Source organism: Amycolatopsis keratiniphila subsp. keratiniphila (assembly GCF_001620365.2).
GTDB lineage: Bacteria > Actinomycetota > Actinomycetes > Mycobacteriales > Pseudonocardiaceae > Amycolatopsis > Amycolatopsis keratiniphila.
Window position 1 is genome coordinate 195731 of record NZ_LQMT02000014.1, and the last position, 18265, is coordinate 213995.

Annotated in this window: 14 protein-coding genes; 9 read left to right on the forward strand and 5 right to left on the reverse strand. The window is 69.0% G+C overall.

Annotation, left to right across the window (positions count from 1 at the left end):
* The first annotated feature begins 74 nt into the window (after positions 1–74).
* The 3 genes from paaI to AVR91_RS16095 are packed head-to-tail and all read left to right on the forward strand — an operon-like array spanning position 75 to position 2337.
* On the forward strand, positions 75–464 hold the full coding sequence (gene paaI / locus AVR91_RS16085) for a hydroxyphenylacetyl-CoA thioesterase PaaI (protein ID WP_063277116.1): 390 nt from the start codon (positions 75–77) through the stop codon (positions 462–464).
* Positions 461–1747 (forward strand): phenylacetate--CoA ligase PaaK, encoded by a 1287-nt coding sequence (gene paaK, locus AVR91_RS16090; protein ID WP_063277021.1) that lies wholly within the window; start codon positions 461–463, stop codon positions 1745–1747. Before paaI ends, paaK begins: the two co-directional genes overlap by 4 nt.
* The gene (locus AVR91_RS16095) at positions 1744–2337 is read left to right on the forward strand and encodes a TetR/AcrR family transcriptional regulator (protein ID WP_016332037.1); all 594 of its coding nucleotides are present in this window, start codon (positions 1744–1746) and stop codon (positions 2335–2337) included. The genes paaK and AVR91_RS16095 overlap by 4 nt, the downstream gene beginning before the upstream one ends.
* A gap of 183 nt (positions 2338–2520) precedes the next feature.
* Here the strand turns inward: AVR91_RS16095 and AVR91_RS16100 are convergent, their stop codons facing one another.
* On the reverse strand, positions 2521–2787 hold the full coding sequence (locus AVR91_RS16100) for a hypothetical protein (protein WP_063277022.1): 267 nt from the start codon (positions 2785–2787) through the stop codon (positions 2521–2523).
* Between the two features lie 125 nt (positions 2788–2912).
* On the opposite strand from AVR91_RS16100, the gene AVR91_RS16105 reads away from it, so the two are divergent.
* Positions 2913–3578 (forward strand): TetR/AcrR family transcriptional regulator, encoded by a 666-nt coding sequence (locus AVR91_RS16105; RefSeq protein ID WP_063277023.1) that lies wholly within the window; start codon positions 2913–2915, stop codon positions 3576–3578.
* Here the strand turns inward: AVR91_RS16105 and AVR91_RS16110 are convergent.
* A complete protein-coding gene (locus tag AVR91_RS16110) occupies positions 3505–4533 on the reverse strand; it encodes an AraC family transcriptional regulator (RefSeq protein ID WP_063277024.1) in 1029 nt (342 codons plus the stop codon). The genes AVR91_RS16105 and AVR91_RS16110 overlap by 74 nt on opposite strands.
* Positions 4534–4613: 80 nt before the next feature.
* Between AVR91_RS16110 and AVR91_RS16115 the strand changes: the two genes are divergently transcribed.
* From AVR91_RS16115 to AVR91_RS16125, 3 genes are read left to right on the forward strand one after another with little or no spacing between them, the layout of a single operon-like run.
* Positions 4614–5729, forward strand: coding sequence for a winged helix DNA-binding domain-containing protein (locus AVR91_RS16115; protein WP_063277025.1), 1116 nt, complete (start codon positions 4614–4616; stop codon positions 5727–5729).
* A gap of 53 nt (positions 5730–5782) precedes the next feature.
* Positions 5783–7240: a flavin-containing monooxygenase gene (locus AVR91_RS16120; protein ID WP_063277026.1), complete on the forward strand. Its 1458-nt coding sequence runs from the start codon at positions 5783–5785 to the stop codon at positions 7238–7240.
* Positions 7237–8904 carry a GMC oxidoreductase gene (locus tag AVR91_RS16125; protein WP_063277027.1) on the forward strand — a complete coding sequence of 556 codons (1668 nt, stop codon included), beginning with the start codon at positions 7237–7239 and terminating at the stop codon, positions 8902–8904. Before AVR91_RS16120 ends, AVR91_RS16125 begins: the two co-directional genes overlap by 4 nt.
* 159 nt (positions 8905–9063) lie before the next feature.
* Here AVR91_RS16125 and AVR91_RS16130 read toward each other — a convergent pair whose 3' ends face one another.
* Positions 9064–10554, reverse strand: coding sequence for a chitinase (locus AVR91_RS16130; RefSeq protein ID WP_063277028.1), 1491 nt, complete (start codon positions 10552–10554; stop codon positions 9064–9066).
* 162 nt (positions 10555–10716) lie between these two features.
* Here AVR91_RS16130 and AVR91_RS16135 point away from each other — a divergent pair, with 162 nt between their 5' ends.
* Positions 10717–13089: a Tex family protein gene (locus AVR91_RS16135; RefSeq protein WP_063277029.1), complete on the forward strand. Its 2373-nt coding sequence runs from the start codon at positions 10717–10719 to the stop codon at positions 13087–13089.
* A 69-nt stretch (positions 13090–13158) separates the two neighbouring features.
* On the opposite strand, the gene AVR91_RS16140 is transcribed toward AVR91_RS16135, so the two are convergent.
* Positions 13159–14889, reverse strand: coding sequence for an acyl-CoA dehydrogenase (locus AVR91_RS16140; RefSeq protein ID WP_063277030.1), 1731 nt, complete (start codon positions 14887–14889; stop codon positions 13159–13161).
* Between the two features lie 25 nt (positions 14890–14914).
* The gene (locus AVR91_RS16145; RefSeq protein WP_063277031.1) at positions 14915–16252 is read right to left on the reverse strand and encodes a serine hydrolase domain-containing protein; all 1338 of its coding nucleotides are present in this window, start codon (positions 16250–16252) and stop codon (positions 14915–14917) included.
* A 274-nt stretch (positions 16253–16526) separates the two neighbouring features.
* On the opposite strand from AVR91_RS16145, the gene AVR91_RS16150 reads away from it, so the two are divergent.
* Positions 16527–18176 carry a DEAD/DEAH box helicase gene (locus tag AVR91_RS16150; RefSeq protein WP_063277032.1) on the forward strand — a complete coding sequence of 550 codons (1650 nt, stop codon included), beginning with the start codon at positions 16527–16529 and terminating at the stop codon, positions 18174–18176.
* Positions 18177–18265 lie beyond the last annotated feature (89 nt).

The following is an 18265-nucleotide window of genomic DNA, read 5'->3' on the forward strand; positions in this document are numbered from 1 at the left end:
CTTGCGGCACCCTTCACCAACCGTCCATTCGGTCAGTAACCAGGGGGTCTGGCTTGACCAACGCCGCGCACACGATGTTCGCCGACGACCAGGCGTCGAAGGCGCTGGGCATCGAGCTGATCGAGGCCGCCGAAGGCCACGCCGTCGCCACCATGCGGGTCACCGAGACGATGGTCAACGGCCACGACATCGCCCATGGCGGCTACGTCTTCCTGCTGGCCGACACGACGTTCGCCTGCGCCTGCAACAGCCACGGACCGGTGACCGTCGCGGCCGGCGCGGAGATCTCCTTCGTCGCCGCCGGCAAACTCGGCGACCACCTCATCGCCACCGCCACCGAGCGGACCCGCTACGGCCGCAACGGCATCTACGACGTCACCGTGCACCGGGAGACCCCCGACGGGCCGGAGGTCGTCGCCGAATTCCGCGGCCGCAGCCGCACCATCCAGAAAGCATCACGATGAACGCCTTCAGCGACGAAGCCGAGAACCTCACCATCGACGAGCTCCAGGCGCTGCAACTGAAACGCCTCCGGTGGACGCTGCGGCACGCGTACGACAACGTGCCCTTCTACACGCGGAAGTTCGACGAAGCGGGCGTTCACCCGGACGACTGCAAGGCGTTGGAAGATCTGGCGAAGTTCCCCTTCACCACCAAACAGGATCTGCGCGACAACTACCCGTTCGGCATGTTCGCCGTGCCGGAGTCGCAGGTCAGCCGCATCCACGCGTCGAGCGGTACCACCGGGAAACCGACCGTCGTCGGCTACACGTCCGAAGACATCGACACCTGGGCGACGGTGATGGCGCGCTCGATCCGCGCCGCGGGCGGGCGGCCGGGCGACAAGGTCCACGTCGCCTACGGCTACGGCCTGTTCACCGGCGGGCTCGGCGCGCACTACGGCGCCGAAAAGCTCGGCTGCACGGTGATCCCGGCGTCCGGCGGCATGACCGCGCGGCAGGTGCAGATCATCACCGATTTCAAACCCGAGATCATCATGGTCACCCCGTCGTACATGCTGACGCTGCTCGACGAGTTCGAGCGGCAGGGCGTCGACCCGCAGACCAGCTCGCTCAAGGTCGGCATCTTCGGCGCGGAGCCGTGGACCGAGCAGATGCGCACGGAGATCGAGGAACGCGTCGGCATCGACGCCGTCGACATCTACGGCCTGTCCGAGGTGATGGGCCCCGGCGTCGCGCAGGAATGCGTCGAGACCAAGGACGGGCTGCACATCTGGGAGGACCACTTCTTCCCCGAGGTGATCGACCCGTTCACCGAGAAACCGACCGACGCCGAGGGCGAGCTGCTGTTCACCTCGCTCACCAAACAGGCGCTGCCGATCATCCGGTACCGCACGCGCGACCTGACCCGCCTGCTGCCGGGCACCGCGCGGCCGGCGTACCGGCGGATGGAGAAGGTGACCGGGCGCAGCGATGACATGATCATCCTGCGTGGCGTCAACGTCTTCCCCACGCAGATCGAGGAAGTCGTGCTGGTGACCCCCGCGCTCGCGCCGCATTTCCAGCTGATCCGGTCGACGAAGGGCCGGATGGACCACCTGACCGTCCGCGTCGAAGCGCGTCCGGACGCGACCACCGAGCAGCGCGCCGAAGCCGCCGCCCGGCTGATCGCCGGGGTGAAGGACGGGGTCGGCGTGAGCATCGGCGTCGAGGTCGTCGATCCGGACACACTGGAACGCTCGCTGGGCAAGATGCGCCGCGTCCTCGACGAACGGGACCGCGGTTGAGCACCCCCGCCCGCCGGGGTCGCCCCGGTTACGACCTCGAGTCGCTGCTGCTGGTCGCGGTGAAGCTGTTCAACGAGCGCGGCTACGACGGCACCAGCATGGAGGACCTCTCCCGCAAGCTCGGCATCACGAAATCCGCGATCTACCACCACGTGCCGAGCAAGGAGGAGCTGCTGCGGCTCGCCGTCGACCGCGCGCTGAACGGCCTGTTCGCCGTCGCCGCCGAGACGGAATCCTTCGAGGGCAAGGCGATCGAAAAGCTGGAGCATCTGGTGCGGGGCAGTGTCCTCGTGCTCGTCGACCAGCTGCCGTTCGTGACCCTGCTGCTGCGGGTGCGCGGCAACACCAAAATCGAACGGGCGGCACTCGCGCGGCGGCGCGAATTCGACCGGCTCGTCACGGAACTGGTGAAACAGGCCGAAACCGAGGGCGACGTGCGGCCGGACATCGATCCCGCCGTCACCGCGCGCCTGCTGTACGGCATGGTGAACTCGCTGATCGAGTGGTACCGGCCGCGTCGTGGTTCGGCCGGGACCGAGCTGGCGGACGCGGTGTGCAAGATCGCCTTCGACGGCCTGCGGACCCAATAGTCGGATCGGTCGTGGGCTGAAGGCTCCCTTCACCGAGTCTGATGTGACGAAAGGAGCCTTCGCCCCCTGTCGGCGGACGACGCTCGGCAGGGCCGGCTGCCGCCGAGCGGGTTGCGAAAGCCACTTTCGCAACCTCCAACGTTGCGAAAGTGGCTTTCGCAACCTCGGCCGCGGCGAGCCGCGCTACTCCCCCGCGGCTTTCGGCGGCCGCCGCGCCTGCCAGACCAGTGCGTCGCGCAGCTGCTGGATGAGCTGTTCGTCGTCGGCCTCCGACGGATCCGCGCCGAGCGGGATCCAGCGTTCGCCGACCTCGGCGCCGTTCTCGAAACTGGTGATCACGATCCCCGCGTACGAGACGCATTCGTCCTGGATGCGGACGTCACGATGCTGCAGCCGCACACTGACCCACCGCCCGGCACGGCGAACCGGATCGCGTTCAGCACTGGTCATTCGTCCCTACCCATGACGCCCGGTCCCCCCGCCCCGAACGTCGCCGTGCGGGCCCCAGGGGTTACCAGCGGGTTGTTCCGAATGAGTAACGGCAGGCGGCCACGTGAAACGGTTACGCTCGGCCCATGAGCACCGATCCGGAGGCCAGGCGGCGCCGCCTCGAACCGGCCGCCCGGCGCGCCGAGATCCTGACCGCGGCCCGGCGGCTGTTCGGCGAGGGCACGTACGCCTCGGTTTCGACCTCGGACATCGCGAAGGCCGCCGGGGTGGCCCGGCCGCTGATCAACCACTACTTCGGCGGCAAACGCGAGCTGTACCTGGAAGTCGTCCGGCAGATGATGATCGTCCCGGCGCCGGTGATCGAGAACCTGCCGGAAACGACCGCCGAAGAGCGGCTCGCGATCAGCGTCCGGCACTGGATCGAGGTCGTCGAGCGCAACGAGCAGGCCTGGCTGACGGCTATCGGGCCGGAGGCGGTGGGCCGCGACCCGGAGATCGAGCGGATCATGCTGGAGGGTGACGAGATCGCCGCCGATCGCGTACTCGCCGCCGCGTTGATGAGCGACGTCACCGAGGGTCGCGAAGAACTCCGCGCGATGATCCGGTCGTACGGCGGGATGCTGCGCGCGGCGTCACGCGAATGGCTGATCCGCGGCACGCTCGGCCGCGAGGAGCTGCGGGTGTTCCTCACCGAGTCGATCCTGCACCTGCTGCGGGTCACCTACCCGGCCGTGCTCGCAACGCGTTCCGCCGGGCATAGGCCGCCGGCGTCATCCCCCTCCAGCGTTTGAAGGCGTAGATGAAACTCGATGCCTCCGCGTAGCCCAGCCGCAGCGCGACGTCCTCCACGGTGAGCGCGCCGGTGTCCAGCATCTCCTCGGCCAGCGCTTGGCGGACCTCGTCGAGCAGGGCCCGGTAGCCGGTCCCGGCCTCGAACAGCCGTCGCCGCAGCGTGCGCGGACTCACCGCGAGCTGCCGCGCGACCTCTTCCATGCCCGCGTCGACCCCGCCGAGCCGCACCAGTCTTTCCCGCACCTGCTGGGCGATCCCGGACCGCTCCCGTTTCCGCGACACCAGCAGCTCGCATTGCGCGGCACACACCGCGACGGTCTGGTCGTTCGCCTGCGGCAGTGGTTTGTCGAGGAGGAGCGGGTCCAGGGTGGCGACGTGCGACGGCGCCGAGAACGACGGAGCCAGCCCGAAGGTTCGCACGTATTCGTCCACAGTGGAGGGTTTGTCGTGCCGGAAGGCCAAGGAGCGCAAGGAGATGTCCGGCAGGATGTCGCGCATGACGGTGTGGATGGCGCCGAGGTCGCGCAGCAGCAGGAAGCGGGCGACGTCGCCGGGCACGCGGCTGTCGTCCATGGCGAGCGCGAGCCGTCCCGCCTCGACGGTCACGTGCGGGATGCAGAACGTGAAGCTCAGGTCCAGGTAGCGCAGGGCGAAGCGCATCGCGTCCCCCAGCGTCGGGCTGCTGATGCACGCGAAGCCGAAGATGCCGAACGCGCTGACGCGGTATCGCCTGCTCAACCGGAGCGCGACGGCGTCCTCGCCGCCGAGCCCGCGGACCAGCGCCCGGACCACCGCGAGTTCCTGACGCGCGTCGACCTGGCCGTCCACGGGGGCGTACTCGTAGGACTCCAGGCCTTCGACGCCGTTCTCGGCGGCGAAGCGGGCCATGAGCACGATGCTCGCCGTGCCGCGCGGGTAGTCCCAGTCCCGGATCACCGGCGGCGGTAGTTCCATGGCCGGGATTATGGATCCCCGGCCGACGATCGGCCCATTGAGGACCGTAACTGTCCTTGATCCCCTTTAGGGTGAGCGGCATGTCCGACACGTTGAGCAGGCGCGCGCTGAACCGCGCCATGCTGGACCGGCAGTTGCTGCTCCGGCGTTCGAAGATGACCGCGCTCGAAGCGGTCGAGCATCTGGCCGGGTTGCAGGCGCAGGCGCCGAACCCGCCGTACTTCGCGCTGTGGACCCGGCTGCACGGCTTCCGCCAGGAAGACCTGGCGAGCCTTCTGCTCGACAAGAGCGTCGTGCGGATCGCGCTCATGCGCGGCACGGTGCACCTGGTCACGCCGTCGGACGCGCTCGCGTGGCGCCCCCTCGTGCAGCCGCTCTACGACCGCTCGGTGCTCGGCAACACCCAGCACGGCCCCGACATCAAGGGCCTCGACCACCAGGAGATCGCCCGCACCGCCCGCAAGCTGTTGGGTGAGCGGCCGCTTTCGTCGGCAGGCCTCGGCGCGGAACTGGCGAAGCACTGGGAAGGCGTCGCGCCGTCGTCGCTGGTGCACGTCGCGCGGGCGCTGCTGCCGCTGGTGCAGATCCCGCCGCGCGGCGTCTGGGGCAAGTCCGGGCAGCCGACCTACCAGACCACCGGGGACTGGCTGGGCGCCGAGCCGGACTCCGCGCCGTCGCCGGAAGCGATGTTCCGGCGCTACCTGGCCGCTTTCGGACCGGCCAGCGTGCAGGACGCGCAGGCGTGGGCCGGAATCACGAAACTCGGCGACGTCGCCGAGCGGCTGCGCCCGGAGCTGCGGACGTTCCGCGACGAGAACGGCCGCGAGCTCTTCGACCTGCCCGAAGCCTCCCGCCCGGATCCGGACACCCCCGCGCCCGCCCGGCTGCTGGGTCCGTTCGACCAGACCGTCCTGTCCTACGCCGACCGCACGCGGGTGATCAGCGACGAGCACCGTAAGGTCGTCATCACCCAGAACGGCCTGGTCAAGGGCACGATCCTGGTCGGCGGGATGGTGAAGGGCTTCTGGGAGATCAAGACGGTGAAGAAGACGGCTTCGGTGGTGATCACGCCGTTCGAGCGCGTCCCGAAGCGCGATATGGACACCCTGGAGAGTTCCGCATACCGCCTCCTGGCCTGGGCGCACCCGAAGGCCGAGACCCACTCGGTGGAGGTCGTGGCCGAAAATCTCGATTGAGTGGCCGCTCGTGTACTTCCACCAGGGATGACCGCTGGGTAACTTCGATCGGCATGGGCGATACGAGCGTGCTGATCGTAGGGACGGGCTTCGGCGGGGTCGGGACGGCGATCGAGCTCAAACGCGCCGGATTCGACGACTTCACTATCCTGGAGAGCGCCGACGAACCCGGCGGCGTCTGGCGGGAGAACACGTACCCCGGCGCGGGCTGCGACATACCGTCGCCGCTGTACTCGTTCTCCTACGAGCCCAACCCCGACTGGCCGAAGCGGTTCTCGCTGCAACCGGACATCCACGAGTACCTCAAACGCGTGGTGCGCCGCTACGGGCTCGAACCGCACATCCGGTTCGGCGTCCGCGTCACCTCCGCGGCCTTCGACGAGGAGCGCGGGCTGTGGCGGGTGGAGACCGCGGGCGGCGAGACGTTCGAGGCGAACGTCTTCGTCCCCGCCGTCGGCCAGCTCTCGCGGCCCGTCCAGCCGGACATCCCCGGCCAGGAGACCTTTGAAGGCACCAGCTTCCATTCCGCGCACTGGGATCACGACGCCGACCTGCGCGGCAAGAAGATCGCGGTGATCGGCACCGGCGCGAGCGCGATCCAGTTCGTGCCCGAACTCCAGCGCCAGGCCGGCGAGCTGACGGTGTTCCAGCGCACCGCGCCCTACATCATGGCGAAACGGGACACCAGTTACCGGCGCTGGCAGCAGCGGCTGTTCCGGCACCTGCCCGCGACGCAGCTGCTCGGCAGGCTCCGGATCTTCCTGCTCGCCGAGTACGCGACGTACGCGATGACGAAGCATCCGTTGCTGGCCAAGGTCTTCGAGCTGCGGACGGCCCAGCTGCGCCGCCGTCACATCAAGGATCCTTCGCTGCGGGAGAAACTCACCCCGGACTACCCGCTGGGCTGCAAACGGATCCTGTTCACCAACGAGTACCTGCCCGCGCTGGCGCAGCACAACGTGGCCGTGGAGACGCGGCGCATCAGCGCGATCACCCCGTCCGGTGTGCGCACCGAGGACGGTGTCGAGCACGAGGCCGACGTCATCGTCTACGGGACCGGCTTCGCGGCGACCGACTTCCTCGGCGAGCTGAAGGTGGAAGGCCTCGGCGGAAAAGCGCTGTCGGACGCGTGGAAGGGCGGTGCGCGGGCGTACCTCGGCATGACCGTGCCGGGATTCCCGAACCTGTTCTGCGTCTACGGGCCCAACACGAACCTCGGCGCGGGCTCCATCATCTACATGATCGAACGGCAGGCCCGCTACATCCGCCAGGCCGTCGAACACCTCGCCAAACCCGGAGTGTCCTATATGGACGTCGTCCCGGAGGTCGAGCAGCGCTACGACGAGGAGATCCAGCGACGGCTCGGCCGCAGTGTCTGGACGACCTGCGCCAGTTGGTATCGCCAGGAGAACGGCCGCGTGAGCACGAACTGGCCCGGTCTGGTCACCGAATACGACCGCCGGACGAAGACCCTCGACCTCGGCGACTACCGGACGGTGGGGCCGCGATGAACTACGACGTGCTGGTGATCGGCTCCGGTTTCGGCGGCAGCGTGAGCGCGTTGCGGCTCACCGAGAAGGGCTATCGCGTCGGCGTGCTGGAGACCGGCCGCCGGTTCGCCGACGACGAGTTCGCGAAGACCTCGTGGCGGCTGCGGAAATACCTGTGGGCGCCGAAACTGGGCTGCTACGGAATCCAGCGGCTCACCCTGCTGAAGAACACGTTCGTCCTGAGCGGCGCGGGTGTCGGCGGCGGCTCGCTCGTCTACGCGAACACGCTCTACGAACCCCCGGACACCTTCTACCGGGATCCGCAGTGGGCGCACATCACCGACTGGAAGGCCGAACTCGCCCCGCATTACGACCAGGCGAAACGGATGCTGGGCGTGGTGGAGAACCCGCTGGTCACCCCGGCCGACCGCGTGCTGCGCGAGGTGGCCGAAGACATGGGCATCGCGGACACCTACCGGCCGACCCCGGTCGGCGTCCATTTCGGCGAGCGCGACGTCGACCCGTTCTTCGGCGGCGAAGGCCCGCTGCGCAAGCCGTGCACGCACTGCGGCGAGTGCATGACCGGCTGCCGGGTCGGCGCGAAGAACACGACGGTCAAGAACTACCTGTACCTGGCGGAGAAAGCGGGCGCGGAGGTCCATCCGCTGACCACCGCCGTTTCGGTCCGGCCGATCGAGGGCGGCTACGCGATCGACACCGTCCGAACAGGACGCTGGGCGCGCAAGGGCAAGCGGACCTTCACCGCCGAACAGGTCGTGTTCGCCGCCGCTTCCCTGGGCACACAACGGCTTCTGCACTCGCTCAAGGATGCGGGCACGCTGCCGGAGCTGTCGCCGCGGCTGGGTCTGCTCGCCAGGACGAACTCCGAGGCCGTGCTCGCGGCGCGCTCGCTGCGGAAGGACACGGATTTCACCCGCGGCGTCGCGATCACGTCGTCGATCCATCCCGACGCCGTCACGCATGTCGAGCCGGTGCGCTACGGCAAGGGCAGCAACTTCATGGGCCTGCTGACGACGGTGCTCGTCGACGCCGAGCCGGGAAAACGCCGATGGGTGCTGGGCGCGCGCGAACTGTGGCGGAACCGGCGGCGGCTGGTGCGGCTGCACAACCCGCGACGCTGGTCGGAGCGGATGGTCGGGCTGCTGGTGATGCAGACGCTGAACAATTCCGTGACCACGTACACGAAACGCGGGTTCTTCGGCCGCCGGATGACCACGAAACAAGGCATCGGCGACCCGAACCCCGAGTGGATCCCGGCCGGGCACGAGGTCACCCGGCGGGTGGCGGACAAGATCGGCGGGCTGGCGCAGGGAGCGTGGACGGATCTGGCGAACATCCCGATCACCGGGCATTTCATCGGCGGCTGCGCGATCGGCGACAGCGCCGAGACCGGCGTCGTCGACCCGTACCAGCGGGTGCACGGGTACCCGGGGCTGCACATCGCCGACGGCTCGGCGATCTCGGCGAACCTCGGCGTGAACCCGTCGCTGACCATCACCGCGCAGGCGGAACGCGCGATGTCGTTGTGGCCCAACAAGGGCGAGGAGGACCCGCGGCCGCCGCTCGGCTCCGCCTACCGGCGCCTGTCCCCCGTCGCCCCGCTCAAGCCCGTCGTGCCACCGGAGGCTCCGGCAGCGTTGCGGTTGCCGCTCACGCCCCTCTGACCGCGGTTTCCAAGTGTCATGAAAGGGTCGTTCAGGACACAAAATGTCCTGAACGACCCTTTCATGACATCTGAGACGGCCTCAGCAACGCCGCCACTGGAAAGGGCGGAGCACCGTCGCCCGCGCGACGACGGTGCCCCGCCCCGGTCTAGCGGGTCGTCACGGGAGGCCGGCCAGGCCCGCGCTCACCGTGTTCGACCACGCGTAGCCCTGTGAGGCGTCCCAGTTGATCGACCAGGTCATCGCGCCCCGGATCGTCGGGTACGTCGTCGAAGGCTTGAACGAGCCGCAGTTCGTGCCCTTCGCCAGGCAGTTCAGCGCGTTGACCGTGTTGCCCGGCGCCTGGTAGCCGCCACCGGCCGCCGAGCCCGACGCGGGCAGGCCGAGACCGACCTGGTCGGCCCGCAGACCGCTCTGCAGCTGGATGCAGGCCAGCGCGGTGAGGAAGTCGACCGTGCCCTGCGAGTACACCTTCTGGTCGCAGCCGAGCATCGTGCCGCTGTTGTAGTACTGCATGTTGACGATGGTCAGGATGTCCTTGACGTTCAGCGCCAGCTTGAAGTACTCCGCCGCCGGGCTCTGCATGTCGATCGTCTGCGGCGCCATGGTGATGATCGAGCCACCCGCCGCGTGGATGCTGCGCAGCGCCTGCGCCATGTACGTCGCGTTGACGCCGTTCTCCAGGTCGATGTCGACGCCGTCGAAACCGTAGGTCGCGATGAGCGACTTCATGCTGTTGGAGAAGTTCGTCGCCGCGGCCGAGGAGTCGACGCGGATCGTGCCCTTCTCGCCGCCGACGGACAGGATGACCTTCTGCCCGCGCGCCTGCGCCGTCTTGATGTCGGCCTTGAACTGCGCGTCGGTGTAGCCGCCGAGCTGGCTCGACAGACCGGAGTCGAGGGTGAAGCTGACCGCGCCCGGCGTGGCCGTCGCGTCGGCGAAGGACACCGCGATGATGTTGTACTTCGTCGGGACGTCGGCGAGCTTGAGCGCCTTCGCGCCGTTGTAGAAGTTCTGCCAGTAGCCGGTGATCACGTGCTTCGGCAGATTCCCGGTCGGCGGGGTGCTGGTCGTGGTGGTCGGCGGGTTCGACGTGGTGGTCGTCGGGCTCGTGGACGTCGTCGGCGTGGTCGGCGTCGTGGTGGGCGAGCCGCCGGGGCCGTCGAGGTTCACGTCGTCGGCGAAGTACGCGGGCTGGCCGTACCAGCCGTGCAGGTAGATCTCGACGCTGGTGGTGGACGCGCCGGTGGTGAAGCTCAGCGAGAGCTGGCTCCAGCTCCCGCCGCCCGGCGTCCAGGTGTTCTTGTCACCCGTCCCGGTGCCGGTGACGCCGAGGTAGGTGTAGCTACCCTGCACCCACGCCGAAAGCGTGTACGCGGTGTTGGCCTTCACGGCCACGCTCTGCGAGCAGCGGGCGTTGTCCTGTCCGGCCGGGGTGGCACTGAGCGCGCGGGTGCCGGAGTGGACCGGCGTGGTGACGACCGCGTTCGTGCCGGTGCAGGTCCAGCCGCTCGTGGTCCCGAGTTCGAAGCCCGGGTTGGTCAGGATGTTGGCGGCCGAGGCGTTGCCCGAGACCGCGAAAGTCACCCCCAGGCACACGGCCAGTGACGACAACAGGGCGAGGAACGCGTGTTTCGGCTTCACTTTCACGACTGGCCTCCACGAACAGGTGATGTCGGCCACATCAAAATGGTACAGACCAATACAACTGTCAAGGGTTGGGTTAGGGGAGGCCATACGAAAGTCGGCTCGGCGCGAGCGGCAGAATGCAGGGTCCGAGAGCACCCGAGGGCGGATTTCAGGAGCGTGGGAGTGAGCGTGCAGGGCCTGCAGACAGTCGAGCAGAAGATCGCCGAAGAACTCGGCGTGCGCGAGGGGCAGGTCAAGGCGGCCGTCGACCTGCTGGACGGCGGATCGACCGTGCCGTTCATCGCCCGGTACCGCAAAGAGGTCACCGGGATGCTGGACGACACCCAGCTCCGCACCCTCGAAGAACGCCTCCGCTACCTGCGGGAACTCGGCGAGCGCAAGGTCGCGGTGCTGGAGTCGATCCGCAGCCAGGGCAAGCTGGACGAGGCGCTCGAAGCCTCGATCATGGCGGCGGACACGAAGTCCCGCCTCGAGGACATCTACCTGCCGTACAAGCCCAAGCGGCGGACGAAGGCGATGATCGCCCGCGAGGCCGGCCTGGAGCCACTCGCCGATGGGTTGCTGAGCGACCCGAACACCGACCCGCAGGCAGCCGCCGCGGTGTTCGTCGACGCCGACAAGGGTGTCGCGGACGCACAGGCCGCCTTGGACGGCGCCCGCGCCATCCTCGTCGAGCGCTTCGCCGAGGACGCCGACCTGATCGGCGAGCTGCGCGAGAAGATGTGGGCGGAAGGCCGCCTGGCCTCGAAGGTCCGCGACGGCAAGGCCGAAGAGGGCGCGAAGTTCTCCGACTACTTCGACTTCTCCGAGCCCTACACCAAGCTCCCCTCGCACCGGATCCTCGCGATGTTCCGCGGCGAGAAGGAAGAGATCCTCGACCTGTCGATGGAATCGGAGGAGCCCTCCGAAGAACCGAAGACCGGGCCGACCGAGTACGAGAACCGCATCGCGCACAAGTTCGGCATCGCCAACGAAGGCCGCCCGGCCGACAAGTGGCTCGGCGACACCGTCCGCTGGGCGTGGCGGACGAAGATCCTGCTGCACCTGGGCATCGACCTGCGGATGCGGCTGCGCCAGTCCGCCGAGGACGACGCCGTCCGCGTGTTCGCCGCGAACCTGCGCGACCTGCTGCTCGCCGCCCCGGCGGGCACCCGCGCCACGATGGGCCTCGACCCGGGCTTCCGGACCGGTGTCAAGGTCGCCGTCGTCGACGCGACCGGCAAGGTCGTCGACACGCACGTGATCTACCCGCACCAGCCCGCGAACAAATGGGACCAGTCCATCTCCGAACTCGCCGCGCTCTGCGCCCGGCACAAGGTGGACCTGATCTCGATCGGCAACGGCACCGCGTCGCGCGAGACCGACAAGCTCGCCGGCGAACTGATCAAGAAGCACCCGGAACTGAAGCTGACCAAGGCCGTCGTCTCGGAGGCCGGAGCGTCGGTCTACTCGGCGTCGGCGTTCGCTTCGCAGGAGCTGCCGGGCATGGACGTCTCGCTGCGCGGCGCGGTCTCGATCGCGCGGCGGCTGCAGGACCCGCTGGCGGAACTGGTGAAGATCGACCCGAAGTCGATCGGCGTCGGGCAGTACCAGCACGACCTGTCGGAGATCTCGCTGTCGCGTTCACTCGACGCGGTGGTCGAAGACTGTGTGAACGCCGTCGGCGTGGACGTCAACACCGCGTCGGCGCCGCTGCTGACCCGCGTTTCGGGCATCACGACGACGCTGGCGGAGAACATCGTCGCGCACCGCGACGAGAACGGGCCGTTCAAGACCCGGAGCGGGCTCAAGGAGGTCGCGCGGCTGGGGCCGAAGGCGTTCGAGCAGTGCGCGGGCTTCCTCCGGATCCCGGACGGCGACGACCCGCTGGACTCGTCCTCGGTGCACCCGGAGGCGTACCCGGTGGTGCGACGGATCCTTTCGTCGACCGGTACCGACATCCGTTCGCTGATCGGCAACACGCGGACGCTGCAGGCGCTGAAGCCGTCCGAGTTCGTCGACGACACCTTCGGTCTCCCGACCGTGACCGACATCCTCGCCGAGCTCGACAAGCCGGGCCGTGACCCGCGTCCGGCGTTCAAGACCGCGACGTTCGCCGATGGCGTCGAGAAGATCGGCGACCTGAAGCCGGGGATGCGGCTGGAGGGTGTCGTGACGAACGTGGCCGCGTTCGGCGCGTTCATCGACGTCGGCGTGCACCAGGACGGGCTCGCGCACGTGTCGGCGCTGTCGAAGAACTTCGTCAAGGACCCGCGTGAGGTCGTGAAGCCGGGCGACATCGTCAAGGTGAAGGTGCTGGAGGTCGACGTGCCGCGCAAGCGGATCTCGCTGACCCTGCGCCTCGACGACGAGCCCGGCAAGCCCGCTCGCGAGCAGGGTGGCGGCGGTCGTGACCGCGGCCAGGGCGGCGGTCAGCGTCAAGGCGGCCAGCGCGGCGGTCAGGGCGGTCGTGGCGGCGGCCGTGACCGCGGCGGCAACTTCGGTGGCGGCGGCGCCATGGCGGACGCGCTCCGGAAGGCCGGCTTCGGCAAGTAAGGCTCAGAAGTACATGAAGGCCCCCATCCTGTACCTAGGCGCAAGGATGGGGGCCTTCATGTACTTGGGTCAGGGGTTCATCGCGTAGGCACCCGAGAGATCGCGGACCAGGGACCACACGTGGTCGAAGCGATCCGCGTCCACGACCGGCTTCCGGATCGAAGCCAACGCGAGTGCCTGCTGCGTGTCGGTCGAGGACGACTTCCCGTGCAGGTCGATCGCGGCGACGCTGAAGTCCTGCACCAGCACGGCGAAGATCTGATCGACGATCTCGGTCTCGATCCCGGTGATCTCCGCCTGCTCCAGCACCAGCTGCCCGTAGACGACCAGCGTGAACAACTCGGTCAGCGCGAGGCCGAAGTCGAGGTCCTGCTGCTGCGCCTCGTCCGGGGCCGCGTCGGTGAACAGTTTCACCAGCGCCTCGGCCTGTTCGGTGAATCGTGCGACGTTCGGGATCGCGGACGCCTTGGCGTACGCCTCACGCCAGTCGTGGAACCGCACCTTCGACAGCCCGCGCGCGGGGCCCTGGCGGAACAGGAACTCGTCGTCCGCCGCGTCGGAGCGGGTCGGCACCGGCTCGTAGGCCTGCGGCGCGAACAGGTACGCGGGCACGAACTTCGCGATCAGCGCGAGGTTCACCGCCACCGTGCCTTCGAGCTTCGGCAGGCCGTCGATGTCGTTCTTGGACATCGCGAGATAGGTGTCGGCCTCGAAACCCTTGGCCGCCAACACATCCGCGACCAGGCCGATGACCTTCTGCGCCTCGGTGGTCACCTTCATCTTGGTGATCGGGTTGAACAGCAGGTACCGGCGGTCGTCCGCGTTCGCGCTGCGGAAGTAGTCCACGGCGCGGTCGGAGAACAGCTTCATCGCGACGAGCCGCGCGTACGCCTCGACGAATTCCCTGCGCACGTGCGGGAAATCGGTGACCTTCTTGCCGTAGAGCACCCGGTTGTGCGCGTGCGTGATCGCCTCGTACAGCGAATGCGTCGACATCCCGATGCCGCCGAAGCACAGGTTGAACTTGCCGATGTTGACCGTGTTCAGCGCCGCGGAGAACGCCTCGGCGCCGACGTGAAGGATGTCCTCTTCGGACACCGGGTAGTCGTTCAGCTCGAACTCGGCGACGTACATCTGCGACGGCACGACGTTCTTCACCACACGGTAGTTCGGGTGCTCAGAGTCCGCGTAGAAGAACACGTACTGGTCCGGACCCTCGACACCTTCGATGCGGCCGAAGACCGACACCGTCCGCGCGCAGTTCCCGTTGCCGATGTAGTACTTCGAGCCGTTCGCGCGGTAGCCGCCAGCGCCGTCCGGGGTGAGCACGAGGTCCGACGAGTAGATGTCGGCCCCGTGCTCCTTTTCGGACAGCCCGAACGCGGCGACGCCACCGGCCGCGAGCGAGTCCGCCGCGCGTTTGCGGGCGGCCTCGTTCGCGCTCTGCCACACCGGGCCCAGGCCGAGGATGGTGACCTGCCACGGGTACCAATAATTCAGGCCGTAGAAGCCGAGGATCTCCGACAGGGCCGCGACCCGCGCGGTGTCCCAGCGCTTGTCGGGGTTCCCCTCGGCGTTGGCGCCGGGAGTGAGGAAGGTCGAGAACAGGCCTTCCTTGCCCGCGAACTCGATGAAGTCCGCGTAGAAGGTCCGGTCGTGGTAGTCCTCGACGAGCTTGCGCTTGCCACGCTGTTCGAACCACTCGATGGTGGCACGCAACAGGCGACGCGTCTCCGGGTCGAACTGCTGGGGGTCGTACCCACCCGGGTTCAGCAACAACGCGGTCGCCTTTTCGCTCATGGTCACTCCTGGTCAGCCGAAGTTACTACCCGGTAACCGTAGCGTCCCGCTTCGCCGTCCGGCCACCGAACTCGACCGAAGTCACCCGTCCACGCTCGTCGCGCAGGAACCGCGCGGTGGGCTTGCGGGTGTCCGCGGCCGGGGCGATCGCGTCTCCGCCGACGAAGACGGCCTCGAACGGCGGAGGCGACGGGAAGTCCTCGATTTCCGCGACGAGCTGGGTCCAGAGGGCGCCGTCCCGGTCGCTGACCACGAACGTCAGGTCCCCGGTTTGGTAGCGGCCCAGGTACTCGGCGATATCCGGCTGGGGCACGGGCGGCGAGCTCGCGAGCGGAGGCAGCCCGACCACGTTCTCCAGACACCAGTCGACGATCTTGGCGCCCAGCGCGGATCCGCCCGCGCTGTTGGTCAGCACCGTGACGGCGAAATCCGACTCCGGCAAGGTCACGAACTCCGACAGCTGCAGGTTGCTGACGTTGCCGCCGTGCCGGACCAGCCGGGCCGCGCCGTGCGTCGTGTGCAGCCAGCTCAGGCCGACCTCCTCGAAGCGCAGGGCCGCCTTGCGCTGCGGCGCGCGCATGAGATCGCGGGTGGCCTCGCTGAGCGGCGGCTTCCCCTCGGCCTCGCCGGTCAGGAAGAACCGTGCCCACTTCAGCTGGTCGCCCGCGGTGGACCACAAGCCGCCGCTCGCGCTGTCGGCCCGGCTCAGGCCCACGGTGTGCTCGACGGCAGGCCCGCCGTCTCGCAGCACGTGACCGACGGCGTGACGGCGGGTGAGCACTTCCCACGGCAGGTAATACGACTCGGTCATGCCCAGCGGTTCGAGCAGCCGGGCGCGGACGACGTCCTCGAAGGCCTCGCCCGCCGCCACCTCGACGACCCGTCCGGCCAGCTGGAACCCGGCGTTGCAGTAGGAGAACACCTCACCGGGCGCGAAATTCTGCGGGAGCTCGCCGAACCTCGCGATCGCCAGGGCCAGCGCGTCGTCACCCCACCCGGTGGTGAAGTCCACGTCGCCGAGGAAGCCGGCCGAATGCGTGAGCAGATGGCGCAGGGTCACCGTCTTCCGCGCCACCGGATCCGCCAGCGGGAGATCGGGAAGGTGCTCGACGACCGGCCGGTCCAGGTCCAGCACGCCGTCTTCGACCAGTGCGAGCACGGCGGCCGCGGCGAACGTCTTGCTGGTGGAACCGATCATGAACAACGTGCCGGGATCGACCGGGAGCCCGGTGTCCACACTGGACACCCCGGTGGCGAACACCGACTCCTCGCCCCGGTGCGTCACCCCCACCACGGCCCCGGGGACGCTCGCGCGACGCGCCTCCTCGTCGAGCACCCCTTGCAGTTCCTGAACGTTCGACACCCGTGTCCCCTTTCGTCCGGTCAGGCCAGCGTTTCACCGCGAGGCCGGGTCCGGCTCGTACGAACCGACGAACATCGGCGGGCCGGTGCGGGCGATATCACGTAGCCCGGGAGATCACGACCCAGTACACTGGACCACGCGGTCCGCTCAGTTCTGCCTCGGGCCGCGTTTCGTTGTCGAAGACCACGCGCCGCGGCCCCCGAGGTCTGCGCCGGGCAGGACAACCGTTTCTACTCTTACGGAGATACCAGGGCGCCCGTGCGCCCACACGCTTATGAGCACACCTACTTTCACCGAGCTCGGCCTGTCCAAGACCCTCGTCGACGCGCTCGCCGAACAGGGCGTCACCAGCCCGTTCCCGATCCAGGCCGCCACGCTGCCGCATTCGCTGGCGGGCCGGGACGTCCTCGGCCGCGGCCGCACCGGCTCCGGCAAGACGTACGGCTTCGTGCTGCCCGTCCTCGCCCGGCTCGCCGACGGCCCGACCCGGCGCCGCCCCGGCCGCCCGCGCGCACTGGTGCTGGCGCCGACCCGCGAGCTGGCGACCCAGATCGAGGCGTCGTTCCTGCCGCTGGCCAAACCGCTCGGCCTCAAGGTCACCACGATCTTCGGCGGGGTCAGCCCGAACCCGCAGATCACCCGCCTGCGTGACGGCGTCGACATCGTCGTCGCCTGCCCCGGCAGGCTCGCCGACCACATGCGCTCCGGCGAGGCGAAACTCGACCACGTCGAGATCACCGTGCTGGACGAGGCCGACCACATGGCCGACCTCGGGTTCCTGCCCGACGTGCGGCGCATCATGGCCGAGACCCCGGAGCGCGGGCAGCGGCTGCTGTTCTCCGCGACCCTCGACGCCGGCGTCGACGTGCTGGTCAAGCGCTTCATGCACGACCCGGTGACGCACAGCGTCGACTCGGCGCAGTCGCCGGTCTCGACCATGAAGCACCACGTGCTGCACCTGGAGGAGACCCACCGGCTGCCGGTGCTGATCGACCTCACCGCCGCCCCGGGCCGCACGCTGGTGTTCACCCGCACGAAGCACCGCGCGAAGCAGCTGACGCGCAAGCTCATGGCCTCCGGCGTGCCGGCGGTCGAATTGCACGGCAACCTCGGCCAGACGGCGCGGACCCGCAACCTGGAGGCGTTCGCCTCCGGCGCGGCGAAGACGCTGGTCGCGACCGACATCGCCGCCCGCGGGATCCACGTAGACGACGTCACGCTCGTCATCCACGCCGACCCGCCGGTCGAGCACAAGGCGTACCTGCACCGGTCCGGCCGGACGGCGCGGGCCGGGGCGTCCGGCACCGTCGTCACGCTGATGACCGACGCGCAGATCGGCGACGTCCGCGACCTCACCCGCAAGGCGGGTATCAAGCCGACCACGACGCAGCTCGGCCCCGGCCACCCGCTGCTGTCGGAGCTGGCGCCCGGTGAGCGTTCGTTCACCGCGTCGCCGCGGCGGCCCATCGTGGACACGCGGCCGAAGAAGGTCACCGCGTCCGGTGAGGCCATACCGGCCAAGGGTGACGACGAAGAGCGTCCGGCCCGCGGTGGACGTGGCGCCCGCGGCGGCCGTGGCCGTGGTCCCTCGGCCGGTGGCCGTGGCGCTTCCGGCGGCGGACGGGGTGCTTCGGGCGGCGGACGTCGCGGTGGCTCCTCGGACGGCCGTTCGCGCTCCGAGGGCGACCGTCGCGGTGCTTCCGCGGGCCAGGGTCGTCGCGGCGCCGAGTCCGCCGGACGTCGCGAAGGCGCCCCCAAGGGCGGCCAGGGTCGTCGCGCCGCCGCCGAGGCGCAGCCGCGCCGCGGCTCCGGCGCCGCGAAGTCCCAATCCTCGCGGAACCAGTCCGGCGGTGCTCCGGCCCGCCGCGGCGGTGCCGCCGCGTTCTCCTCGGGGACCCGGGCCGGCTCGCGCCGCTCGCGCTGACCCACCCCGGACACGCGTGATTGAAGGCCGATCACGCGTGTCCGGAGGCGTAACTCGCGTGATTGAAGGCGTAACTCCGTGATCCGGCT